Source organism: Caulobacter sp. 05L422 (assembly GCF_056397765.1).
In genome coordinates, this window is sequence record NZ_JBFTOB010000009.1 from 66,447 (window position 1) to 88,276 (window position 21,830).

The 21,830-nt window shown below is 68.8% G+C and carries 21 protein-coding genes and 1 tRNA gene; 17 read left to right on the top strand and 5 right to left on the bottom strand.

The annotated features are described in order from the left end of the window. Positions 1 to 8: 8 nt before the first annotated feature. From AC1DMQ_RS10365 to AC1DMQ_RS10385, 5 genes are all read left to right on the top strand, one after another. The gene (locus AC1DMQ_RS10365; protein ID WP_012287186.1) at positions 9 to 260 is read left to right on the top strand and encodes a FliM/FliN family flagellar motor switch protein; all 252 of its coding nucleotides are present in this window, start codon (positions 9 to 11) and stop codon (positions 258 to 260) included. Between the two features lie 78 nt (positions 261 to 338). Beyond that, positions 339 to 423: transfer RNA gene (locus AC1DMQ_RS10370), tRNA-Leu, on the top strand. 143 nt (positions 424 to 566) lie between these two features. Continuing rightward, on the top strand, positions 567 to 2,021 hold the full coding sequence (mgtE, locus tag AC1DMQ_RS10375; protein ID WP_477033482.1) for a magnesium transporter: 1,455 nt from the start codon (positions 567 to 569) through the stop codon (positions 2,019 to 2,021). Positions 2,022 to 2,192: 171 nt separating this feature from the next. After that, complete coding sequence (gene spmX / locus AC1DMQ_RS10380; RefSeq protein WP_477033483.1) at positions 2,193 to 3,491, top strand: lysozyme-family localization factor SpmX; 1,299 nt, start codon at positions 2,193 to 2,195, stop codon at positions 3,489 to 3,491. A 78-nt stretch (positions 3,492 to 3,569) separates the two neighbouring features. Then, entirely contained in the window at positions 3,570 to 4,724 is a 1,155-nt protein-coding gene (locus AC1DMQ_RS10385) for an isovaleryl-CoA dehydrogenase (protein ID WP_477033484.1), read from the top strand. Positions 4,725 to 5,244: 520 nt separating this feature from the next. Here the strand turns inward: AC1DMQ_RS10385 and AC1DMQ_RS10390 are convergent. Next, positions 5,245 to 5,379: a hypothetical protein gene (locus tag AC1DMQ_RS10390; protein ID WP_477033485.1), complete on the bottom strand. Its 135-nt coding sequence runs from the start codon at positions 5,377 to 5,379 to the stop codon at positions 5,245 to 5,247. Positions 5,380 to 5,520: 141 nt separating this feature from the next. Here AC1DMQ_RS10390 and AC1DMQ_RS10395 point away from each other — a divergent pair, with 141 nt between their 5' ends. Next, on the top strand, positions 5,521 to 6,297 hold the full coding sequence (locus AC1DMQ_RS10395) for a methyltransferase domain-containing protein (protein WP_477033486.1): 777 nt from the start codon (positions 5,521 to 5,523) through the stop codon (positions 6,295 to 6,297). On the opposite strand, the gene AC1DMQ_RS10400 is transcribed toward AC1DMQ_RS10395, so the two are convergent. After that, positions 6,263 to 8,038, bottom strand: coding sequence for a patatin-like phospholipase family protein (locus tag AC1DMQ_RS10400; protein WP_477033583.1), 1,776 nt, complete (start codon positions 8,036 to 8,038; stop codon positions 6,263 to 6,265). The two genes, AC1DMQ_RS10395 and AC1DMQ_RS10400, sit on opposite strands and share 35 nt — an antisense overlap. 113 nt (positions 8,039 to 8,151) lie before the next feature. Between AC1DMQ_RS10400 and AC1DMQ_RS10405 the strand changes: the two genes are divergently transcribed. From AC1DMQ_RS10405 to AC1DMQ_RS10425, 5 genes are read left to right on the top strand one after another with little or no spacing between them, the layout of a single operon-like run. Continuing rightward, on the top strand, positions 8,152 to 9,759 hold the full coding sequence (locus tag AC1DMQ_RS10405) for a carboxyl transferase domain-containing protein (RefSeq protein WP_477033487.1): 1,608 nt from the start codon (positions 8,152 to 8,154) through the stop codon (positions 9,757 to 9,759). Positions 9,760 to 9,776: 17 nt separating this feature from the next. After that, the gene (locus AC1DMQ_RS10410; RefSeq protein WP_477033488.1) at positions 9,777 to 10,616 is read left to right on the top strand and encodes an enoyl-CoA hydratase-related protein; all 840 of its coding nucleotides are present in this window, start codon (positions 9,777 to 9,779) and stop codon (positions 10,614 to 10,616) included. An 18-nt stretch (positions 10,617 to 10,634) separates the two neighbouring features. After that, the gene (locus AC1DMQ_RS10415; protein WP_477033489.1) at positions 10,635 to 11,990 is read left to right on the top strand and encodes a DUF3667 domain-containing protein; all 1,356 of its coding nucleotides are present in this window, start codon (positions 10,635 to 10,637) and stop codon (positions 11,988 to 11,990) included. 10 nt (positions 11,991 to 12,000) lie between these two features. Continuing rightward, the gene (locus AC1DMQ_RS10420) at positions 12,001 to 13,962 is read left to right on the top strand and encodes an acetyl/propionyl/methylcrotonyl-CoA carboxylase subunit alpha (RefSeq protein WP_477033490.1); all 1,962 of its coding nucleotides are present in this window, start codon (positions 12,001 to 12,003) and stop codon (positions 13,960 to 13,962) included. 9 nt (positions 13,963 to 13,971) lie between these two features. After that, complete coding sequence (locus tag AC1DMQ_RS10425) at positions 13,972 to 14,373, top strand: DUF1489 family protein (protein WP_477033491.1); 402 nt, start codon at positions 13,972 to 13,974, stop codon at positions 14,371 to 14,373. Between the two features lie 7 nt (positions 14,374 to 14,380). On the opposite strand, the gene panC is transcribed toward AC1DMQ_RS10425, so the two are convergent. After that, the gene (gene panC / locus AC1DMQ_RS10430) at positions 14,381 to 15,235 is read right to left on the bottom strand and encodes a pantoate--beta-alanine ligase (protein ID WP_477033492.1); all 855 of its coding nucleotides are present in this window, start codon (positions 15,233 to 15,235) and stop codon (positions 14,381 to 14,383) included. A 181-nt stretch (positions 15,236 to 15,416) separates the two neighbouring features. Here panC and mipZ point away from each other — a divergent pair, with 181 nt between their 5' ends. Both mipZ and AC1DMQ_RS10440 read left to right on the top strand, forming a co-directional pair. Continuing rightward, complete coding sequence (gene mipZ / locus AC1DMQ_RS10435) at positions 15,417 to 16,253, top strand: division plane-positioning ATPase MipZ (RefSeq protein ID WP_477033493.1); 837 nt, start codon at positions 15,417 to 15,419, stop codon at positions 16,251 to 16,253. Between the two features lie 47 nt (positions 16,254 to 16,300). Next, positions 16,301 to 16,726, top strand: a complete 426-nt coding sequence (locus tag AC1DMQ_RS10440) for a J domain-containing protein (RefSeq protein WP_477033584.1) — start codon at positions 16,301 to 16,303, stop codon at positions 16,724 to 16,726. Between the two features lie 6 nt (positions 16,727 to 16,732). On the opposite strand, the gene AC1DMQ_RS10445 is transcribed toward AC1DMQ_RS10440, so the two are convergent. Continuing rightward, positions 16,733 to 18,055 carry a serine hydrolase gene (locus tag AC1DMQ_RS10445; RefSeq protein ID WP_477033494.1) on the bottom strand — a complete coding sequence of 441 codons (1,323 nt, stop codon included), beginning with the start codon at positions 18,053 to 18,055 and terminating at the stop codon, positions 16,733 to 16,735. Positions 18,056 to 18,368: 313 nt separating this feature from the next. On the opposite strand from AC1DMQ_RS10445, the gene AC1DMQ_RS10450 reads away from it, so the two are divergent. The 4 genes from AC1DMQ_RS10450 (at position 18,369) to AC1DMQ_RS10465 (ending at position 21,313) form a co-directional block, all read left to right on the top strand. Beyond that, positions 18,369 to 18,803 (top strand): phasin family protein, encoded by a 435-nt coding sequence (locus AC1DMQ_RS10450; RefSeq protein WP_477033495.1) that lies wholly within the window; start codon positions 18,369 to 18,371, stop codon positions 18,801 to 18,803. A 121-nt stretch (positions 18,804 to 18,924) separates the two neighbouring features. Further along, positions 18,925 to 19,383, top strand: coding sequence for a RidA family protein (locus AC1DMQ_RS10455; protein WP_165188152.1), 459 nt, complete (start codon positions 18,925 to 18,927; stop codon positions 19,381 to 19,383). Beyond that, positions 19,383 to 20,156, top strand: coding sequence for a glycerophosphodiester phosphodiesterase (locus AC1DMQ_RS10460; RefSeq protein WP_477033496.1), 774 nt, complete (start codon positions 19,383 to 19,385; stop codon positions 20,154 to 20,156). The genes AC1DMQ_RS10455 and AC1DMQ_RS10460 overlap by 1 nt, the downstream gene beginning before the upstream one ends. Further along, positions 20,153 to 21,313, top strand: a complete 1,161-nt coding sequence (locus AC1DMQ_RS10465; RefSeq protein WP_477033497.1) for a GNAT family N-acetyltransferase — start codon at positions 20,153 to 20,155, stop codon at positions 21,311 to 21,313. Before AC1DMQ_RS10460 ends, AC1DMQ_RS10465 begins: the two co-directional genes overlap by 4 nt. Here the strand turns inward: AC1DMQ_RS10465 and AC1DMQ_RS10470 are convergent. Continuing rightward, positions 21,310 to 21,795: a pyridoxamine 5'-phosphate oxidase family protein gene (locus AC1DMQ_RS10470; protein ID WP_477033498.1), complete on the bottom strand. Its 486-nt coding sequence runs from the start codon at positions 21,793 to 21,795 to the stop codon at positions 21,310 to 21,312. The genes AC1DMQ_RS10465 and AC1DMQ_RS10470 overlap by 4 nt on opposite strands. Positions 21,796 to 21,830 lie beyond the last annotated feature (35 nt).

Sequence of the window (21,830 nt, forward strand, 5' to 3'; positions counted from 1 at the left end):
CTTACTTCGTGAGCCAGGTCAACGCCGTCAATGTCGAGATCTCCGTTCTTCTGGGACGGTCGATCCTGCCGATGCAGCAGCTGCTGCGCATGGGCCGGGGCGCGGTGATCCCGCTGGACGCCAAGACCAACGACGAGGTCTGGATCCTGGCCAACAACCACCCCATCGCCCGGGGCGAGATCCAGATCAGCGACGACCGCATCGCCATCCAGGTGACCCGCGCCGCCGACGTCTACGACTACATGGCCGGCGGGTCGTAACAGCGCATTGTTTGCAATCCGCAAACTCCGCTCTTTCCAAATCAAACTCAGTTTGCTACCTGCCGCGCCTCACCACGAGCGGTCGTGGCGGAATTGGTAGACGCGCAGCGTTGAGGTCGCTGTGGGGCAACCCGTGGAAGTTCGAGTCTTCTCGACCGCACCAGGTGAGACAACGGCTTAGAGCGCGCTTGGCGAAATCGGTTTCCGACTCGCCAGGGGCGCTCTAACCATTTCCGGGGAAGGGCTTGACCCTTCGCAGCTTCAGGTCACGCGCAGGACGCACGTCTCAGAATTCAGGAGGTCCCAATGTCCCGGGAAACAGCCGACCTGACAGACGATCCGCGCCGTAATCTGATCATTCCGGAACCCGAGATCGTCGAGGATCTGGAAGACCTCGCCCTCGGCGACGACTACGCCCTCAATCCCGAATACGTCGAGATGGTCATCGACGCGGCCGACCGCGGCGACACCGCGCGGCTGCGCGAGCTGGTCCACGCGCTGGAGCCCGCCGACGTCGCCGACCTGATGGGCTTCCTGTCGGCCGGCTATCGCGAAGAGGTGATCCCGGTCCTGGATCCGGAATGGCTGGGCGAGATCATCGCCGAGCTGGACGACAACCTGCGCGAGGAAGTGCTGGAGGCCACGCCCTCGCACACCCTGGCCAAGGCGCTGGAGGAGCTGGACTCCGACGACGCCGCCGACGTCATCGACGACCTGGACGAGGGCAAGCGCGCCCAGGTGCTGGCCGCCATGGACGAGGGCGACCGCGCGGCGATCGAGACGACCCTGGCCTACGAGGACGAGACGGCCGGCCGCCTGATGCAGCGCGAGTTCCTGGCCGCGCCGCAGTTCTGGACCGTCGGCCAGACCATCGACCACGTCCGCGAGTCCGGCGACAACCTGCCGGAGCTGTTCTTCGACGTCTATGTGGTCGACCCGTCGTTCACGCCGGTCGGCGCCCTGCCGATCAGCCAGCTGCTGACCAGCAAGCTGGAGACGCCCCTGGCCGAGATCATGGAGCCGGTGACCGAGATCACCGTCGACATGGACCAGGAAGAGGTCGCCTACATCTTCGACAAGTACCACCTGATCAGCGCCCCGGTCGTCGAGCCCGGCGGGCGGCTGGTGGGCCAGATCACCGTCGACGACATCGTCGGCGTCATCCGCGAAGAAGCCGAGGAAGACATCCTGGCCCTGGCCGGGGTGAGCGACGCCGGCCGCGACGCCAATGTCGTGGACATCGTCCGCGCCCGCCTGCCGTGGCTGCTGCTGAACCTCGTCACCGCCACCATCGCCGTCAGCGGCGTGGCCGTGTTCCAGGGCGAGATCGCCCAGCTGGTGGCCCTGGCCATCCTGATGCCGATCGTCTCGTCCCTGGGCGGCAACGCCGGCACCCAGACCCTGGCCGTGGCCGTGCGCGCCCTGGCCAGCAAGGAGCTGACCACGGCCAACGCCCGCCGGATCATCCTGCGCGAGCTGGGGGTCGGCCTGGTCAACGGCTTCACCCTGGCCCTGGTCATGGGCGGGGCGACCTATCTGTTCTTCGGCCCGGCCGACCACCACGGCAAGCTGGCGATCATCGTCGGCCTGGCCCTGATCACCAACATCTTCACCGCGGCGGTCGGCGGCATACTGGCGCCGCTGGCCCTGGCCAAGATGGGGCGCGATCCGGCGGTCTCCTCGTCGATCTTCGTGACCTTCCTGACCGACTTCACGGGCTTCTTCGCCGTGCTGCTGATCGCGGCCCTGCTGTTGCACTGAGGGTGTAACCTAGGCCCGCACATCCTGACGCGGCGGTGCGAATCCGCTACGCGCGGCGTTACATCCGACAAAAGCGGGGCAGAAGCCCTGCAAGCGGCGCGAACGGCGCCCATCTTGCGCGGAGCACCCCGAACGCATCCGCGTCTGTCTCAAACTGGGTCATTCTAGGCGATGAAACCGCGCTATCAGGTCTCCCGCGCCGCCGTCGAACTCATCAAGAGGTTCGAAGGGTACCGGATGAAAGCCGCTCAGCTGCCCGATGGGCGCTGGACGCTGGGCTATGGCCACACCCTGACAGCGCGGGCCGGGGCTTCTGTCTCGGAACAGGACGCTGAAGCTCTGTTGCTCTACGACCTGATCACCGTGGCCCACACGGTGAACGAGAACGTCTACGCGCCGCTGAACCAGAACCAGTTCGACGCCCTGGTCTGCTTCACCTTCAACATCGGCGCCGAGAACTTCGTCCGCTCGGCGGTCCTGCGCCGCCTGAACGAGGGCACGCCGCTGCTGGCCGCCTGCGAGATGGAGATGTGGCGCAAGGCCGACTTCGAGGGCGAACGCATCGTCGTCGACGCCCTGGTGCGCCGTCGTTCGGCCGAGAAGGCCCTGTTCCTGACGCCGGCCGACGGCCACTGGGTGGCCGCGCCCAGTTCGGTGCTGCGACCCAAGATCGACTATGACGCCGGCAAGCTGGTGCCCAGCCAGGCGCCCGCCGCGATCACCACCTCGCTGAACGGCGACAAGGCCGTCGCCCTGCGCGAGGACGGCTCGCCCATGGCCGCGCTGACCGGAAACGGGCCCAGCGCCAGCGAGCAGGCCGCCGCCGCCGTCGGCGCGCGCCTGGAAGCGATCCTGCCCGACGAGACCGCGACGGCCGCGCCGATCCGCGGCCTGGCCGCGCCGACCCAGGACCTGGTCCTGCCGGAGCCGCCGGTCCTGGCCGCCGCCGCGCCGTCGCCCTTCATCTATCCGACGCCCGAACCGACGCCCGAGCCCGTGGCCGCCGTCGAACCGGTCGTCTCGCCGTTCCAACTGACGCCGGACGAGCCGGTCGCCGAACCGACCTACGCGCCGTCGTCCCCGATCCCGGAGGCCGTCGCCGAGCCGACCAACGCCGTCGAGCCGGGTCTGTTCGAGACCGCGCGCGCGTCGACCAGCGGCTCGCTGTTCAATCTGGGCGGCTTCTCGACCAGCAGCCCGGTCGAGCTGGAACCCCAGGACGTCGCCTTCGCCCACGTCCAACCCCACGCCTTCGGCGGGATCAGCCTGCTGGTCAGCCTGGGCCTGCTGGGCCTGGCCCTGTTCGGCGGCGGCATCCTGTGGAACCTCAGCGTCGGCGCCAACGAAGGTCTGTCGCCGATCCGGATGTTCGGCTGGGGCGCCAGCGTGATCGGCATGATCTGCTTCGCCACCTCGGCCTACCTGCTGATGCGTCGCCTGGGCGATCCCGAGCCGCAAGACGAAGACTAGACCTCGATCCTCACCATCGAGAGCATGAACGCCCGCGGGTCTGCTTGATCCGCGGGCGTTTGTGCTATGCAAGGCGCCATGACGAACCAAACCGCACCTTCGATGGACTTCGCGCTGGGCGAGACGGCCGACGCGATCCGTGACACCACCGCCCGCTTCGCGGCCGACCGCATCGCGCCGATCGCCGCCAGGATCGACGAGACCAACGAATTTCCCCGCGACCTGTGGGTCCCGATGGGCGACCTGGGCCTGCACGGCATCACGGTCGAGGAAGAGTTCGGCGGTCTGGGCCTGGGCTATCTCGAGCACGTGATCGCCATGGAGGAGGTGAGCCGCGCCTCGGCCTCGGTGGGCCTCAGCTACGGCGCCCACTCCAATCTGTGCGTCAACCAGATCCGCCGCTGGGCCAATCCCGAGCAGAAGCAGCGCTACCTGCCCAAGCTGATCAGCGGCGAGCACGTCGGCTCGCTGGCCATGAGCGAGGCCGGTTCGGGCTCGGACGTGGTGTCGATGAAGCTGAAGGCCGAGCAGGTCGGCGACCGCTACGTGCTGAACGGCACGAAGTTCTGGATCACCAACGCCCCGCACGCCGACACCCTGGTGGTCTACGCCAAGACGGATGAGCGCCGGATCACGGCCTTCCTGATCGAGAAGGGCATGAAGGGCTTCAGCGTCAGCAAGAAGCTCGACAAGATGGGCATGCGTGGCAGCGACACCGCCGAGCTGGTGTTCGAGGACTGCGAAGTGCCCGAGCAGAACGTGCTGGGCCCGGTGGGCGGCGGCGTTGGAGTGCTGATGAGCGGCCTGGACTACGAGCGCGCCGTGCTGTCGGCGGGGCCGCTGGGCATCATGCAAGCCTGCCTGGACGTGGTGCTGCCCTATGTCCGCGAGCGCAAGCAGTTCGGCCAGGCGATCGGCTCGTTCCAGCTGATGCAGGGCAAGGTGGCCGACATGTACGTGGCGCTGAACTCGGCCCGGGCCTACGTCTACGCCGTGGCCCGCGCCTGCGACGCCGGCAAGACCACGCGGTTCGACGCGGCCGGAGCCATCCTGATGGCTTCGGAAAACGCCGTGAAGGTGTCGCTGGAGGCCGTCCAGGCCCTGGGCGGCGCCGGCTACACCAAGGAATGGCCGGTCGAGCGCCTGGTGCGCGACGCCAAGCTCTACGACATCGGCGCGGGCACCAACGAGATCCGGCGGTTCCTGATCGGGCGGGAGTTGGTGGGGGCGTAGGGCGCTCACTTCCTTGCCCCCACCTGACCGCTACGCGGTCTGTCCGCCCCCATAGGGGGCGGAGGACGCGCGGACGGCTCCTCTTCCCCCTTTGGGGGAAGACGGTCGCGAAGCGACCCGTAGGAGGCAAGTGATCGCCGCGCTGACCTCTCAGTCGCTTCGCAGCAAATGAAAAGGGCCGCCCCGATTGCTCGGGACGGCCCTCCATCGTCGTAGCCGCGTCGCGGCGTGACTTTAAACCTTAGGCGTTCAACGCCTTCAGTTGGAAACCTCGTTCTTCAGGCTCCAGGTCACTCGCGACCTCGGTTGGAGACAATGAGACACTGGTCACCTCCTTTCAGTTGTTGAACAACACAACACGAATATGGGCGCCGTTCGGCTGTTCTGCAAAGGGGCAATGTCGCGACCGGACGTCGCGGCGCGCGAATGCTTCATCGGAAGGCGGAAGAGGGGACGAGGCACTCCCGGGTCGCGCAAAGGGGGGACATGCGCGACCCGGGGCCGCATCGTCGGGATCAGGCTAGAGGGCCCGCGCGATCACGACGATGAGGGTCCAAAGACCGAGATTGAGGCCCAGCATGCCCAGGCGATGCACGTTCACGACCGAGGGCTTGGCGGTGACGGCGATAGCGGTGGCGGCGGCGGAGCGGTTCACTTCGGTTTCCATCTGGCGGCGCACTGGATCAGCGCCTTAACCAAAGATAGGCATGGCGGCCGTCCGCTCCCATGCGACAAAAGCGACGGATCGGTGCAAATGAGCGGACCGATTGTCGCAGTTTCTTGCACGGAGGGCCGGATGCCGGTTTGGGATCCCGACGTCTATCAGCGCTACAAGGCCTATCGCGACCGTCCGGCCCTGGACCTGATGCTGCAGATCCCGCGCGACCTGGAGCCGCGCGAGATCTGGGACCTGGGCTGCGGGACCGGCGAGCACGCGGCCCTGCTGGCGGCCCGCCACCCGAACGCCCGCGTCCATGGCCTGGACTCCAGTCCCGAGATGCTGGCGCGGGGCAGGGCGATGCGGGCCGACATCGACTGGGTGCTGGGCGACATCGCGACCTTTGCTCCGGACATCCCGCCCGACCTGATCTTCACCAACGCCGCCCTGCAATGGGTGGACGGGCACGAGACCCTGTTTCCGCGCCTGATGGGCCTGCTGGCGCCGGGCGGCGTCCTGGCCTGCCAGATCCCGGTGGTGGCCGACGACGGCTGGCGGCGCAGCCTGCGCGAGACGGCGCTCGACGGCCCCTGGGCGTCGCGGCTGGCGGATGTCGAACGCGTGCGCTCGGGCGTCGATCCGCGCCCCTATCACGACTGGCTGTCGCCCCTGAGCGAGGACCTCGACGTCTGGGTGACGACCTATGTCCACGCCCTGGGCGGCGACGATCCGATCGTCGACTGGACCTCGGGCACCAGCCTGCGGCCCTATCTGGAAGCGTTCAGTGATCCGGCCGAGCGGTCGGCCTTCCTGGCGGCCTGGCGCGAGCGGCTGGCGGTCGACTACCCGCGCCGCGAGGACGGGGTGACGCTGTTTCCGTTCACCCGGCTGTTCGTGATCGCCCAGCGCTACTGACGGCGGCCAGTGCGAGGTCGGCCAGGCTGGGCCGGCGGCGCAGCTCGGTGACCGGCTTGCCCAGGCTGTCCAGGGCCAGGGCCGCCGCGGCGCGGCCGGCGGCGACGGCGGGCGCGAAGGCCTTCCAGTCGCGGATGTCGATCTCGTTGAGCTTGGGGGTGATCAGCACGTCCGTGGCCTCGCGGCTGGCCGCCAGGTCGCGGCCGGTCGAGACCGTGGCGGCCCGCATCAGCAGGGCGACGATCGGCGGGCCCTTGCGCCATTCGCCCGACCAGAACCAGGTCCACAGCGAGGCGGGACGGTCGACGTCCTCGGCGGTGATGCTGCGGCCGCGCGTGACGTCCACCCCGACGATCGGCCCCAGCTGGAAGGCGCGCATGACGTCGGCCGGGAAGTTCTTCATCACCGCCCCGTCGACCAGCACCGAATTGCCGTCGGTCACCGGCGGCAGCACGCCGGGCAGCGAGATCGAGGCCCGCAGGGCGTCGCGCAGCACGCCCTGGCGGTGCAGGTGATAGGCCCCCGAGGTCAGGTTCGACGACACGCAGAAGAACGGCAGCCACAGGTCGGCGATCTCGATGTCGTCGAAATGCTCGTTCAGCCGCGCCTTGACCTTCACCCCCTGGGTCATGGCCACCAGGGGGAAGGCGATGTCGTCCAGCGGGCTGGTCTCGACGAAGGCCTTGCGGATGCGGGTCTCCATCTCGCCGTCGTCCCAACCCATGGCCAGGCCGGCGGCCACGACCGCGCCCATCGAGGCGCCGCCGACGAAGTCGATCGGCACGCCGCGTTCGCGCAGGGCCTGGATGGCGCCGACATGGGCGTAGGCCCGCGCCCCGCCGCCCGACAGCACCAGGCCCACCGACTGGCCGGTCAACACCCGCGCCAGGCGCTGCACGTCGGCCATGCCGTTCTCGCGCAGATGGAACAGTCGCGCGGCCTGGGTGGCGTCGAGCCATTCGCCCGAGCCCTTGGGATGGCTGACGCTGGCCGGCTGCAGCAGGATCAGGTCGACCAGACGCTGCTCCTGAAGGGGGCCCGAGGCGTAGGAGGGGATGACCGCCGGCGGCTTGTGGTCGCCCTGGCCGACGCGGAACAGCCGGTCGACCTGGCGGCCGACCACGTGCTTCCAGGCGGTCTCGTCGGCCTCGGCCACATAGAGCACGAAGTCGTGCCGGCGCTCGACGCTGCTGAACCATTCGGTCGGGGCCAGCAGGGATTCCGCGCCCTCGACGGTGACCGAATAGCCCAGGGTCGAAATGGCGTGGGCGACGCGTTCGATGATCGGCCGGATCGGCTTGCCGGGCTCCACCGCGATGAAGCCGTAGACCGACGGATCGCCGATCGAGGCGTGGGCCCCGGCGTTGCGGGCCCGGCGGATCATCAGCCGCGACAGCTCGATCATCACGTCCGGATCGCGCTCGACGGCCTCGAAGAAGGCGGCGCGGGGCAGGGCCAGGATTTCCGAATCGCGCAGGGCCACCAGGTTGGCCGAGTGGGGCGAGCCGGCGATCATCGCCATCTCGCCGGCCGGTTCGCCGGGACGGATCACCCCCAGGAACTGCGGCTCCTGGCCTTCTTCCCGCCGAAACGCGCCCAGCCGTCCGGTGCGCAGGAAGTAGAGGTAGTCCGCCGCCTCGCCGGGCGCATACAGTGTCGCGCCGCCCGGCAACGAGAACCAGGCGGCGTCGCCTTCGCGGTGTTCTTGCGCGAAGAGCCGGGCGAGGGCCGTGTCGGCCATGAAGTCGGGCAGGGTGACCACGGGTGGGACGCTAACTTGAACCGCGGACCTTGACCATCGAAGGTCAAAAACTGCGGCTTTCGGTGGGAAACGGAAAAGGCTATGCCTCGATAATGCCGAAGATGAACACGGGTATCGACAAGAACGGCGAGACTTTCGCCAAAAACGCCGCCCACAACCGCGGCCTCGTGGAGGCCCTGCGCGAAAGGGTCGCGCAGGCGGCCCTGGGTGGTCCCGAGACCGCTCGGACGCGCCACGCGGCCCGCGGCAAGCTGCTGCCCCGCCAGCGCGTCGAACGCCTGCTGGACCCCGGCTCGCCGTTCCTGGAGATCGGCCAACTGGCGGCCTGCGACCTCTATAACGGCGAGGCGCCCGGCGCTGGCGTCATCACCGGCATCGGCCGCGTGTCGGGCCGCGAGGTCATGATCGTCGCCAACGACGCCACCGTGAAGGGCGGCGCCTATTTCCCGATGACGGTGAAGAAGCACCTGCGCGCCCAGGAGATCGCCCAGCAGAACCGCCTGCCGTGCGTCTATCTGGTCGACAGCGGCGGGGCCAACCTGCCGCACCAGGCCGAGGTCTTCCCCGACCGCGACCACTTCGGCCGCATCTTCTTCAACCAGGCCCGGATGAGCGCGGCGGGCATCGCCCAGATCGCCTGCGTCATGGGCTCGTGCACCGCCGGCGGGGCCTACGTCCCGGCCATGAGCGACGAGACGGTCATCGTCCGCGACCAAGGCACCATCTTCCTGGCCGGTCCGCCGCTGGTGAAGGCCGCCACGGGCGAGGTCATCTCGGCCGAGGAGCTGGGCGGGGCCGACACCCACGGACGTCGTTCCGGCGTGGTCGACCACGTGGCCAACGACGACGAGCACGCACTGGAGATCGTCCGCTCGATCGTCGCCAACCTGAACACCACCAAGCGGGTCGAGACCGAGATCCGCGACGCCAGGCCGCCGGTCCACGATCCGGCCGAGCTGTATGGCATCGTCCCGACCGACGTGCGCGCGCCCTACGACGTGCGCGAGGTGATCGCCCGCATCGTCGACGGCAGCGAGTTCGACGAGTTCAAGGCGCTGTACGGCACGACCCTGGTCTGCGGCTTCGCCCGCATCTGGGGCCAGCCGGTGGCGATCCTGGCCAATAACGGCGTGCTGTTCAGCGAGAGCGCCGTGAAGGGCGCTCACTTCATCGAGCTGGCCTGCAAGCGCAAGATCCCGCTGGTGTTCCTGCAGAACATCTCGGGCTTCATGGTCGGCGGCAAGTACGAGGCCGGCGGCATCGCCAAGGACGGCGCCAAGCTGGTCACGGCGGTCGCCTCGGCCGAGGTGCCCAAGTTCACCGTGCTGATCGGCGGGTCCTTCGGAGCGGGAAATTACGGCATGTGCGGCCGCGCCTACAGCCCGCGCTTCCTGTTCACCTGGCCCAACAGCCGCATCAGCGTGATGGGCGGCGAGCAGGCGGCCAGCGTGCTGTCGACGATCAAGCGCGACGGCATGGAGGCCAAGGGCGAGACCTGGGCCGTCGAGGACGAAGAGGCCTTCAAGACCCCGATCCGCGACCGCTACGAGGCCGAGGGCGACCCCTACCACGCCACCGCCCGCCTGTGGGACGACGGCATCATCGACCCGGCCCAGACCCGCGACGTGCTGGGCCTGGCGATCAGCGCCAGCCTGAACGCCCCGATCCCCGAGACCACCTTCGGCGTCTTCCGGATGTAAGCCGAAAAGGGCAAGTCATGACCAACCCGATCGCCGATCCCATCGTCGAAGTCGTCGACACCGACGCCATGACGCCGCTGGTCCACCTGGACTCCACGCCCAGCGGCGCCGTCACGGTCTGGATCAACCGTCCGGCCAAGAAGAACGCCTTCGACGCGGCGACCATCGCGGCCCTGCACCAGGCGTTCGAGACCCTGCACGGCGCCGAGGGCGTACGGATCGTCTTCCTGCGCGGGGTGGGCGGGGCGTTCAGCGCCGGCGCCGACCTGGAGTGGATGAAGGCCGCCGCCGACTGGAGCGAGGACGACAATCGCGACGACGCCCTAGGCCTGGCCCACATGCTCAAGGCCCTGCACGACATCCCGGCCCTGACGGTGGCCCTGGTCGAAGGCCCGGCCTTCGGCGGCGGGGCGGGCCTCGTGGCCGCGTGCGACCACGCCCTGGCCACGGCGGACGCCAAGTTCGCCTTCTCCGAGGTCAAGCTGGGCCTGACCCCGGCCACCATCAGCCCCTACGTGATCGCCGCCCTGGGCCCGCGCACCGCTAAGCTGCTGTTCGCCACCGGCCGGGTGTTCGACGCGGACCAGGCCTGGAGCTACGGCCTGGTCGACGAGGTGTTCGACGACGCGGCCGGCCTGGTCGCCGCCCAGGACGCCCTGATCGAGGAGGTGGCCGTCTGCGCCCCCGGCGCGATCGGCGACGCCAAGGCCCTGGTCAACGATTTCGTCGGCCAAAAGATCGACCGCGGCCTGATCGACGAGACGGCAAAACGCATCGCGCGCCGCCGTGTCTCCGAGGAAGGCCAAGAAGGCGTGCGCGCGTTCCTCGAACGCCGTAAACCCGGCTGGACCATCTAGAGTCGAGCAGGGGGCCATATGACGGGCGAAATGGAAGCAGCGGCGGCGGACTCGTTCAGCGAGTTCTTCAAGCGACGCAGGAAGCACGCCTTCGAAGGCGTCGGAAAGCCGTGCGCCAACTGCGAAACCACGCTTGAAGGCCCGTACTGCCACGCCTGCGGCCAGAACGCCGACACGCACCATCGCTCGATCGGCCACCTGATCTGGGAGGCGATCGAGGGGATGTTCCACCTCGACGGCCGCCTGGCCTTGACCCTGCCGGCCCTGTTCCTGAAGCCGGGCGGCCTGGCCAAGGACTACATGGAAGGCCGGATCGTGCGGCACGTGCCGCCGTTCCGCACCTTCCTGGTGGCCCTGCTGCTGTTCATCTTCGCGGCCGAGCACGCGATCCATTCGGCCCAGCACCACGCCGAGGAGGAGGCCCACAAGCGCGCCGAGCTCCTGGCTACGCCGCAAGGGCGCGCCGCCGAGGCTGTCCGCCTGCGCGCCGAAGCCGTCAAGGACCGCGACGCCAGCCTGAACGAAGCGGCGACGGATCGCGACGCGATCCTCGCCGAGACCGCCAAGGATCGCGACGAGGAGCTGAAGGACCCCGACGAGGACCGGGCCAAGGTCCTGGAGCGCTATGAGCGCGGCGCCGCCAAGGCGCGCGCCGACTATCAGGAAGGCGTGGCCAAGGCCCACGCGGACTACGCCGAAGGCGTGGCCAAGGCCGACCGGATCGCCGCCGGCAAGCTGCCCGAGGGCGTGGGCCTGACCCCTGAGGAGGCCCGCAAGGCCGACGCCGCACGGATCCGGAGCCTGTCGCTGGACGGCGAGGTTCCGGCGGTGACGATTCACGACGACGGCCACGTCGAGACCGGGGCCATGCCGCCCGAGGCTCAAGCCGCGCTCAAGGAAGCCGCGGCCACGGGGCACGATCCGTCCAAGGCCATCCGCTGGAGCGGCGGCTGGCTGAAGGAAAGCATCGCCAAGGCCCGCGAGAACCCCGAATTCTACGTGCTGGTGCTGTTCACCTGGGGCCACCGCATGGCGGTGCTGCTGCTGCCGATCGTCGGCCTGGCCCTGACGCTGGTCTATCGCAACAAGCCCAAGTTCTTCATCTACGACCACCTGCTGGTGGCGATGAACCTGCTGTCGTTCGCCTTCCTGACCAACGCCCTGGGTCTGGTCCTGCCCGACATGCTCAAGCCCTGGTGGTTCGGGCTCCTGGTGCTCTGGACGCCCGTGAACCTGTTCCAGACGCTTCGGGGCGCCTACGGCTCCAGCATTCTGGGCGCGACGCTCAAGACGCTGATCGTCTGGTGGGCCACTGTGTTCTCCTTCTCGCTCCTGCTCATCGGCCTGGCGCTTCTGGCCCTGGCGCAGATCTAGGATTTTTCGTTTGATCGCCTCCGTCCTCATCGCCAATCGCGGCGAAATCGCCCGTCGGATCATCCGCACCGCCCGTGAGCTGGGCGTGCGGACGATCGCGGTCTATTCCGAGGCGGACGCCGAGGCGCCGTTCGTGATGGAGGCCGACGTCGCCATCCTGATCGGCCCGGCGCCGGCGCGCGAGAGCTACCTGGTCCCCGAGAAGATCCTGGCCGCCGCCCGCCAGACCGGGGCCGAGGCGATCCACCCCGGCTACGGCTTCCTGTCCGAGAACGCCGACTTCGCCCAGGCGGTGATCGACGCCGGCCTGGTCTGGATCGGCCCGCCGCCCTCGGCGATCCGCGCCATGGGCCTGAAGGACGCCGCCAAGAAGGTGATGATCGCGGCCGGCGTGCCGACCACGCCTGGCTATCTGGGCGAGGACCAGTCGGTCGAGCGCCTGGCCGCCGAGGCCGGCAAGATCGGATTCCCGGTGCTGATCAAGGCCGTGGCCGGCGGCGGCGGCAAGGGCATGCGCAAGGTCGAAAAGGCCGGGGACTTCGCCGCCATGCTGGCCTCGTGCCAGCGCGAAGCCAGCGCCAGCTTCGGCGACGACCGGGTGCTGCTGGAGAAGTACGTCACCCGCCCGCGCCACATCGAGGTGCAGGTGTTCGGCGACACGCACGGCAACGTCGTCCACCTGTTCGAGCGCGACTGCTCGCTGCAGCGCCGCCACCAGAAGGTCATCGAGGAGGCCCCGGCGCCGGGCATGGACGAGGCCACCCGCGCCGCCGTCTGCGGGGCGGCGGTCAAGGCCGCCCAGGCCGTGGGCTATGTCGGGGCCGGCACGGTGGAGTTCATCGCCGACGCCAGCGAAGGCCTGCGCGCCGACCGCATCTGGTTCATGGAGATGAACACCCGCCTGCAGGTCGAGCATCCGGTCACCGAGATGGTCACCGGCCAGGACCTGGTCGAGTGGCAGCTGCTGGTGGCCTCGGGCGAGCCGCTGCCGCTGGAGCAGGACGAGATCACGCTGGACGGCTGGGCCATGGAGGCGCGCCTCTACGCCGAGAACCCGGCGACCGGCTTCCTGCCCTCGACCGGCCCGCTGACCCACTTCCGCCTGCCCGAGGGCGACGTGCGGGTCGACAGCGCGGTGGAGGAGGGCGGTGAGGTCACCCCGTTCTACGACCCGATGATCGCCAAGCTGATCGCCCACGGCGTCGACCGCGAGGACGCCGCCGCGCGCCTGGCCGAGGCTTGCCGCCTGGTCGAGGTCTATCCGGTCAAGACCAACGCCGCCTTCCTGGCCAAGTGCGCCAGCCATCCCGACTTCATCGACGGCGCCATCGACACCGGCTTCATCGAGGCGCGGCTGGAGGAACTGACCCAACGCGAGTTCTCCGACGCCCCGACCCTGGCGGCGATCGGCCAGCGCCTGGAGGCCTTCATGGAGGCCGACCAGCCCAGGGCCGACGTCTGGGCCAGCGCCCCGTCGCGGCTGCTGGGCTTCCGGATGAGCGCGCCCCGGGCGGCGATGGACCTGCCGCTGTCGGTGGACGGCAAGGCCGTGCCGCTGCGCGTGGCCTTGGCCGGCGGAAAGGGTGACGACTGGTCGTGGGACATCACGGTCGAGGACGGCCGGCCGCTGGACGACGTCGACGTGCTGCCCTCGGCGTTCGGAAGCGATCCGCTGTACGTGTTCGAGGGCGGCGACGTCCGCGAGTTCGACTTCACGCCCAAGGTCGGCGCGGCCCATGTCGCGGCGTCGGACGGCGCGATCCTGTCGCCGATGCCGGGCAAGATCGTCTCGGTGGCCGTCGAGGCCGGCCAGACGGTCGTCAAGGGCCAGACCCTGTTGACCCTGGAGGCCATGAAGATGGAGCACGCCCTGGCCGCGCCGTTCGACGGCGTGGTCGCCGAGCTGTCGGCCGTCGCCGGCGGCCAGGTCAGCGAGGGTGTTGTGCTGGCGAAGCTGGAGCCGGTCGCCTAAGTACGCGCCATGCCCCTGCACATCATCAAGCTCGTCGTCGGTTGCGACAACATCGAGGAACTGGTCGCCTGGCACGCCGAGGCCGACCGTCCGTGGATCATGCACACCCGCATGACGCCCAAGCGCGTCGACGAAGTGCTGGACGGCGGCTCGCTGTATCGGGTGATGAAGGGCCAGATCCTCTGTCGCCAGACCATCCTGAAGATCGACACGGTCGGCGACGGCCAGGCCTCGCGCTGCGAGGTGACGGTCGACCCGACCATCGTCCGCGTCGCGCCCACGCCCCGGCGACCGTTCCAGGGGTGGCGCTATCTCAAGCACGAGGACATTCCGCCGGACCTGACAGAGTCCGAGGCCGCCGAAATGCCGGCCGATCTGGCGCGGCAGCTGCGCGAGTTGGGGGCTTGGTAGGCTAGGCCTAGCCGACCGCCATGTTGTCGATCAGCCGGGTCTTGCCCAGCCACGCCGCCACCAGGATGCGGCCGTGCGCGTCGCCGATCGGGCCGGGGCCCAGGCGCGACAGGTCGCCGGCCTCGCGGATGTCGACATAATCCACCTGGCGGAAGCCGGCGGCGGTCAGGGCGGCCTTCGCGGCGGCCTCGGCCTCGTCGATACGGCCGCCTTCAGCCACGGCCTTGGCCGCCGCTTTCATCGCACTGGGCAAGGCCACCGCGGCGGCGCGTTCCTCGGGGCTGAGATAGGCGTTTCGCGAGGAGAGGGCGAGGCCGTCCTCGGCCCGGGCGGTGGGCGCGCCGACGATCTGCACCGGGATGTCCAGGTCCTTGACCACGCGCTTGATGACCTGGAGCTGCTGGTAGTCCTTCTCGCCGAAGATCGCGATGTCGGCCTGGGACTGCAGCAGCAGTTTGGTCACCACGGTGGCCACGCCGCCGAAGAACTGCGGCCGGGCCGCGCCCTCCAGCGGTTCGGAGACGCCGGTCAGGTTGACGGTGGTCGAAAAGCCCGGGGCGTACATCTCGTCGACCTTGGGCGCGAACATCAGGTCGCAGCCGACGCCGGCCAGCAGTTCGGCGTCGCGGGCCTCGCCGCGCGGATAGGAGTCGAAGTCCTCGTGCGGGGCGAACTGCTTGGGGTTGACGAAGACGCTGGCCACCGTGCGCCGGGCGCGGGTCTGGCCCAGTTCGATCAGCGACAGATGGCCCTCGTGCAGGGCGCCCATGGTCGGGATCAGCGCCACGCGCTCGCCGGCGGCCTTCCAGGCGGCGACCTGGGCGCGCAACTCGGCGACGGTGCGGACGATCTTCGGGGCCACGGCCAACTCCTGTCTCGAACAGGCGTTGGCTTATGACGGACGCGGGTCCAGGCGTCCACCTGCGACAATGGGTCCACAGGGAAGGGGCCCTTGGATTGACGTCGCGCCCTCTCAGGGCGTCTCCTGCGTGTTAATCTTTCATTGAGAGTCGCCGAGTCGGGCGAAAAGAAGGAAAGAAGGCATGGCCGAAACGCGTGTCATCGTCGTCGGCAACGAGAAGGGCGGGGCGGGCAAGTCCACCATCGCCGTTCACCTCGCCACCGCGCTGCTGTACGGCGGCGCCAAGGTGGCGCTGCTGGATCTCGACCTGCGCCAATGCACCTCGATGCGGTTCTTCGAGAACCGCGCGGCCTGGGTCGCCGGCAACGGCGTGACCTTGCCCCAGCCGCTGCAGTTCCGACTCAGCGAGGACGACATCGCCCTGGCCGCCGCGCCGGAGGCCGACCAGGTGGCCAAGTTCGAGGCCGCCTTCGTCGCCGCGCGCGAGGCCGCCGACTTCATCCTGATCGACACCCCCGGCGGCGACACCGCGATCTCGCGCATGGCCCATGGCCTGGCAGATTTGATCGTCACGCCGATGAACGACAGCTTCGTCGACTTCGACATGCTGGGCCACGTCGATCCGGTGACCATGGAGCTGCAGAAGCCCAGCCTCTATTCGCTGACCGTCTGGGAGGCCCGCAAGGCCCGCGCCCTGTCGGGCCAGCGCCAGGCCCTGGACTGGGTGGTGCTGCGCAACCGCCTGGCCACCACCGAAGCCCGCAACCGCAAGCGCGTCGAGGACCGCCTGACGGCCCTGTCCAAGCGGGTCGGTTTCCGCATGGGCCCCGGCCTGCGCGACCGCGTGATCTATCGCGAGCTGTTCCCGTTCGGCCTGACCATCGCCGACCTGTCGCCCCAGGTGCGGCCGGTGCCGGTGTCGCTGCAGCATCTGGCCGCGCGCCAGGAATTGCGGGCCCTGATGCATTCCCTTGGCCTTTCGGCCTATTCCGGGGAAACTCTGCTCGCAGCCCAGTAGCCCCAAGTCGGGTCTTTGGCGCGGCAGTCGGGGACTGACGCCGTATGATCTTCTACCTGCTGCTCGGCGGCGCGATCCTGCTGTTCGTCCTGTCGGGGCGCGCCACGCGCATCCTGAAGAGCGACGGCTGGCGGATCGGCGCGGGGATCACGGCGCTGATGGCCTTCGCCGGCGCGGCCTATGCCGGCGTGCGCAGCGAGTGGCCGGTCTCCATCGTCCTGCTGGTGATCGGCGCCTGGAGCGCCACGACGGCGCGTCAGCGTCCGGCGATCCACAAGGCCAGGAAGGCGGAGGGCGGGCCCAGCCTCACCGAGGCGCGGGCGATCCTAGGCGTGGGGCCGCAGGCGACCAAGGCGGAAATCCAGGCGGCCTATTCGCGCCTGATCCGCATGGCCCATCCCGACAAGGGCGGCACGGCCGGCCTGGCCGCGCAGCTCAACGCCGCGCGGGACCGGTTGCTGGACGGAAAGTAGGGCGACCTAGTTCGGGGCCAGGACCATGCAGGGCTGGCGCTTGGCGGTGATCGCCTGGCAAGCGCCACGGGCGGCCTCGGCCGTCATGCCCTGGAACTGGGCGCGGAAGGTGCTGCTGGCGGCGCCTTCGACCGCGCCCTCGGCGCTGGCCACGAACTTCGAGAAGCGCGAGCGGACCAGCGCCAGTTGTTCGTTGGCCAGGCCCTTGGACTTGAACGCCCCGACCTGCACGGCCCATTCGCCCTTGGCCTTCTTCGGCGCGGGCTTGGCCCCCTTTACCGGAGCTTGAGCGGCCTTCAGGGTCGGCGAGACCCTCATGGCGGCCGGAGGCTTGGGGTTGTCGGTCAGCACGATCTTCAGGCCGGCCTGGTCGCCGTCGCCTTCCTCGGTCGAGGGACGCATGATCGGGCCGGTCGGCTCGTCTTCGTAGAGGTTGGCGGCGATGCTGGTGCGCTCGCCGTGCGAGCGGCGCTTGAGCACGTCGAAGCCGGTGGTCAGCAGGTCTTCCATGTTGTTGTCGCGCCAGGCGGTGGACGAGCCGCCCAGGACCACGGCGATCAGGCGGCGACCGTCGCGCACGGCCGAGCCGGCGAGGTTGTAGCCCGAGGCGTTGGTGTATCCGGTCTTCAGGCCGTCGAAGCCTTGCATGTTGGTCAGCAGGCGGTTGTGGCCGGCGATGTAGCGGCCGCGGAACTCGAAGCCCTTGATGCTGAAATAGGAATAGTACTGCGGGAAGTCGCGCATGGTGGCGCGCGACAGGATGGCCAGGTCGCGGGCGGTGCTGATCTGGCGGCTGTCGGGCAGGCCCGAGGCGTTGACGAAGCGGCTGTTGCGCATGCCCAGCTCCTGGCCGCGCAGGGTCATCAAGGCGGCGAACCGCGACTCGCTGCCGCCGAGTCGCTCGGCCATGGCCACGGCGATGTCGTTGGCGGATTTGACGGTCATGGCGCGGATGGCTTCGTCGACGCTGACGCTGTCGCCGACCGGCAGACCCAGCTTGGTCGGGGCCTGGGCGGCGGCGCGCGGCGTGATCGGCACGCGGTCGGTCAGCTTCAGGCGGCCTTCGCTGAGCGCCTCGAAGGTGAGGTACAGCGTCATCACCTTGGTGACCGAAGCCGGATAGCGCGGGCTGTCGGCCCTTTTGTCGTAAAGCATTTCGCCCGAATTGGCGTCGATCACGATCGCCGCGTACTTGGGCTCGGCCGCGTTCATCTGCAGATACGGGATCTGCGCGGCGGCCAGGGTCGGCGCGGCCAGGCCGCAGAGCATGGCACCGGCGAAGCCCAGGGCGGCGAGAACAGAGCGGACGGAAGTAAGCTTGGCGAACATGGGAAATGCGTCCGTCATTTGAACTGAGCKGTTCCGCACCGCCACACGCGTGACATTAGCATGCGGGTGGTCGCCTTTCTCTAAGGTAAACAACTGGTGAGCGATTTCGCCGCAGAGATGGATAAATTCAAGGCGTTGCGGCCAAGCTTCGGTCTCTCCTGGCGCGCGGGCAAGCGTTTCCGCTACGTTATGGTGCGCTGCACAAAATTCTTGACTGCTGCACTGCAACATGAGACACCGGTGTTGTCCCAACGCATGGTCTGGATTTCGTTTGTCCGCCGCCATGCCCCGCACATTGCCAGGAGCCTCCCCCATGGCCGCCGCCGAAACCCTGAAGAACACCGCCGAACAGTTCAGCACCGCCTCGAACCAAGCGTTCAAGGACGGCGTCGAGAAGTCCCTGGCTGCTCTGGCCGAAGCCAACACCCATTCGAAGAAGAACCTGGAAGCCGTGGTCGCTTCGGTGACCGCCGCCACCAAGGGCGCCGAAGCCCTGGGCGCCCAGACCTTCGCCTATTCGAAGAAGGCCGCCGAGGACCACGTCGCCGCCGCCAAGTCGCTGGCCGGCGCCAAGAGCATCCAGGAAGCCGTCGAGCTGCAGACCGCCTGGGCCAAGTCGGCCCTCGAAGCCTACATCGCCCAGGTCAGCAAGGCCTCGGAGATCGTCTCGGCCTCGATCAAGGACTCGGTCAAGCCGCTGAACGAGCGCGTTTCGGCCACCGTCGAAAAGCTGCAAGCCGCCCGCTAAGGCGACGGGCTCCTCACCGGGCCCAACAGTTTAAAGGCCTGAGCCGGCAACGGTTCAGGCCTTTTTTCTTGTCCTGTCATCCCGCCGCGCTAAGCATGCTTCCAGGTTTTTGGAGTGTGTGATGTCGAAGGTCGAACAGCGTCTGGCTGAACTTGGAATCGTGCTGCCGCAGCCGGTGGCGCCGGTCGCCAACTATGTGCCCTTCGTCCAGACGGGAAACCTGATCCACATCTCCGGCCAGATCTCGCTCGACGCCAACGGCGGCCTCAAGGGCACGGTCGGCACGGACGTCGACCTGGAGACCGCCCAGCAGGGCGCGCGCCTGTGCGGCATCAACCTGCTGGCCCAGATGAAGGCCGCGACCGGCGACCTCGACCGCGTCAAGCGGGTGGTCAAGCTGGGCGGCTTCGTCCAGGTCAGCCAGGACTTCATCGACATCCCCAAGGTCATCAACGGCTGCTCGGACCTGATGGTCGAGGTGTTCGGCGACGCCGGCCGCCATGCGCGCTCGGCCGTGGGCGTCTACAAGCTGCCGCTTGGCTTCTCGGTCGAGGTCGACGCCGTGGTCGAGGTGGCCTGATGCGCGCGCGGCCCCGGCCCGGAACCGAGGTATTCGGCGAGGCGTGGGAGCGCCTGTTCGAACCGGCGGTGGCGCATCGGGGTCTGTGGTCGCCGGGCGGCGCGCCCGAGAACTCCCTGGCCGCCTTCCAGGCCGCCTGCGCCCACGGCTACGCGATCGAGCTGGACGTCCAGCTGACCGCCGACAATCACGTGGTGGTCTTCCACGACGATCACCTGGATCGCCTGACGGGCGCGGCGGGCAAGCTGCGCGACCACACCGCCGCCGATCTGGTCCAGCTGAAGCTGTCGGGCGCCGACGAGACCATCCCGACCCTGGCCGACGCCCTGACCCTGATCGGCCACCGGGCCATGGTCTATATCGAGCTGAAGACCCCGTTCGGCGAGGTAGGCGAGCTGGAGAAGCAGGTCAGCGAGATCCTGCTGGATCACAACGGCCCGACCGCGGTGATCGGCTTCAATCCCTATTCCCACGCCTGGTTCGCCGAGCACCAGCCGCAGATCCTGCGCGGCCTGGACAGCTACAACTGGGACGACGAGGGCGCCCGCCGCCTGTCGCCGGAGGTCCGCAAGTCGCTGGCGGCCCTGGAGCAGGTCGAGATCGCCCGGCCGGACTTCCTGGCCCTGGGCCTGGACATGCTGCCCAGCGCCCGGGCCGATCTCTATCGCGCCAAGGGCATGCCGGTCATCGCTTGGACCGTGCGCTCGGCCGAGCAGTGGGAAAGCGTCCGCGACCATTGCGACAACCTGATCTTCGAGGGCTTCGCCGCGTGACAGCCGTCAAGGCGGAGGTGCGCGTTCACCGCCGCATCGCCGAGATCGGGCGCGACGCCTGGGACGCCTGCGCCGGGCCGTCCGGCGACCCGTTCGTCAGCTACGACTTCCTGAACGCCCTGGAAGAGAGCGGCTGCGCGACCGAGCGCACAGGCTGGGCGCCGCACCACCTGTCGGTCGAGGACGAGGCCGGCGAGGTGGCGGCGGTCATGCCGCTGTACCTGAAGTCCCACAGCCAGGGCGAATACGTCTTCGACCACAGCTGGGCCGACGCCTACGAGCGGGCGGGAGGGCGCTACTATCCCAAGCTCCAGTGCTCGGCGCCGTTCTCGCCTGTGACCGGCCCTCGGCTGATCGTGCGACCGGACATCGATGTCGATGACGGTCGTTCGGCCCTGCTGGGCGGGGCCCTGACCCTGTGCGAGCGTCTGAAGGCCTCGTCGCTGCACGTGACCTTCCCGACGGCCGACCAGTGGGAATGGATGGGCGAGCGCGGCATGCTGCGCCGCCAGGACCAGCAGTACCACTGGTTCAACCACGGCTACGCCACCTTCGACGACTTCCTGGCGGCCCTGTCCTCGAACCGCCGCAAGACCATCCGCCGCGAGCGCCGCGACGCCCAGGCCGGGCTGGAGATCGTCGCCCTGACCGGCGACCAGCTGACCGAGGACCACTGGGACGCCTTCTTCGGCTTCTACATGGACACCGGCGGCCGCAAGTGGGGGCGGCCCTATCTGAACCGGGCGTTCTATTCGCTGCTGGGCGAGCGGATGGCCGACAAGGTGCTGCTGATCCTGGCGCGCCGCCCTGGCGGCCCGTGGATCGCCGGGGCCTTGAACCTGATCGGCGGTGACTGCCTGTACGGCCGCCACTGGGGCTGCAGCGAAGACGTGCCGTTCCTGCATTTCGAGCTCTGCTACTACCAGGCCATCGAGCACGGCATCCGCCTGGGCCTGCCGCGTGTCGAGGCCGGAGCCCAGGGGCAGCACAAGATCGCCCGCGGCTACCTGCCCAGCCCGGTCTATTCCGCCCACTGGATCGCCGACCCCGCTCTGCGAGACCCCGTCGCCCGCTATCTGGAGCGCGAACGCGAGGCGGTCGACGCCGAGATCGCCATGCTGACCGACGAGTTCTCGCCGTTCCGCGAGGAGCGTTAGCCCAGCTTGGTCTCGGCGACCTTGTCCTTGTAGTCCTTCTTGGGATCGCGCCCGAGCAGCATCTTCAGGCCCGCGAACAGGCTGTTCTCGTTGAGCCAGATCTGGGCGTCGCCGGCGTCGAAGCGCAGCAGGCGGATCTTGGGATCGTCCTTGCCCTCGAACCAGGCGGCGACGAAGGGGTTCCAGAGGCGATCGATCGTGGCGCGATCGGTGTCGACAGCCAGGTCGCCCTCGACCGAGGCGAAGAGGTCGTGGCCCTTGGAGGCGAAGTGCAGGACGGCCTTCCTGTGGCTGGCCAGGGCGGCCACCAGATCGCTCTCCGAGGACGTGAAGAACCAGATCGGGCCGCCGTCGTCGTCCTCGATCAGCGCCGTCAGCGGCTGGGCGCGGCCGCCCTCGACGCCGACCAGGCCGACCATGGCCGTGCGATCGGACTTCAGCGATTTCCAGAACTTGGCGATGAGTTCGGCTTCGTTGGACATAGGTCTTCCTCCATTGGCCTAAGCCAACGAAGGGG

Bases quoted from the DNA above. Each gene is read 5' to 3' on its own strand.
- mgtE (WP_477033482.1), top strand. From the start codon at position 567: ATGTCCCGGGAAACAGCCGACCTGACAGACGATCCGCGCCGTAATCTG.
- spmX (WP_477033483.1), top strand. From the start codon at position 2,193: ATGAAACCGCGCTATCAGGTCTCCCGCGCCGCCGTCGAACTCATCAAG.
- AC1DMQ_RS10385 (WP_477033484.1), top strand. From the start codon at position 3,570: ATGACGAACCAAACCGCACCTTCGATGGACTTCGCGCTGGGCGAGACG.
- AC1DMQ_RS10395 (WP_477033486.1), top strand. From the start codon at position 5,521: ATGCCGGTTTGGGATCCCGACGTCTATCAGCGCTACAAGGCCTATCGC.
- AC1DMQ_RS10400 (WP_477033583.1), bottom strand. From the start codon at position 8,038: ATGGCCGACACGGCCCTCGCCCGGCTCTTCGCGCAAGAACACCGCGAA.
- AC1DMQ_RS10405 (WP_477033487.1), top strand. From the start codon at position 8,152: ATGCCGAAGATGAACACGGGTATCGACAAGAACGGCGAGACTTTCGCC.
- AC1DMQ_RS10410 (WP_477033488.1), top strand. From the start codon at position 9,777: ATGACCAACCCGATCGCCGATCCCATCGTCGAAGTCGTCGACACCGAC.
- AC1DMQ_RS10415 (WP_477033489.1), top strand. From the start codon at position 10,635: ATGACGGGCGAAATGGAAGCAGCGGCGGCGGACTCGTTCAGCGAGTTC.
- AC1DMQ_RS10425 (WP_477033491.1), top strand. From the start codon at position 13,972: ATGCCCCTGCACATCATCAAGCTCGTCGTCGGTTGCGACAACATCGAG.
- mipZ (WP_477033493.1), top strand. From the start codon at position 15,417: ATGGCCGAAACGCGTGTCATCGTCGTCGGCAACGAGAAGGGCGGGGCG.
- AC1DMQ_RS10445 (WP_477033494.1), bottom strand. From the start codon at position 18,055: ATGTTCGCCAAGCTTACTTCCGTCCGCTCTGTTCTCGCCGCCCTGGGC.
- AC1DMQ_RS10450 (WP_477033495.1), top strand. From the start codon at position 18,369: ATGGCCGCCGCCGAAACCCTGAAGAACACCGCCGAACAGTTCAGCACC.
- AC1DMQ_RS10455 (WP_165188152.1), top strand. From the start codon at position 18,925: ATGTCGAAGGTCGAACAGCGTCTGGCTGAACTTGGAATCGTGCTGCCG.
- AC1DMQ_RS10460 (WP_477033496.1), top strand. From the start codon at position 19,383: ATGCGCGCGCGGCCCCGGCCCGGAACCGAGGTATTCGGCGAGGCGTGG.
- AC1DMQ_RS10470 (WP_477033498.1), bottom strand. From the start codon at position 21,795: ATGTCCAACGAAGCCGAACTCATCGCCAAGTTCTGGAAATCGCTGAAG.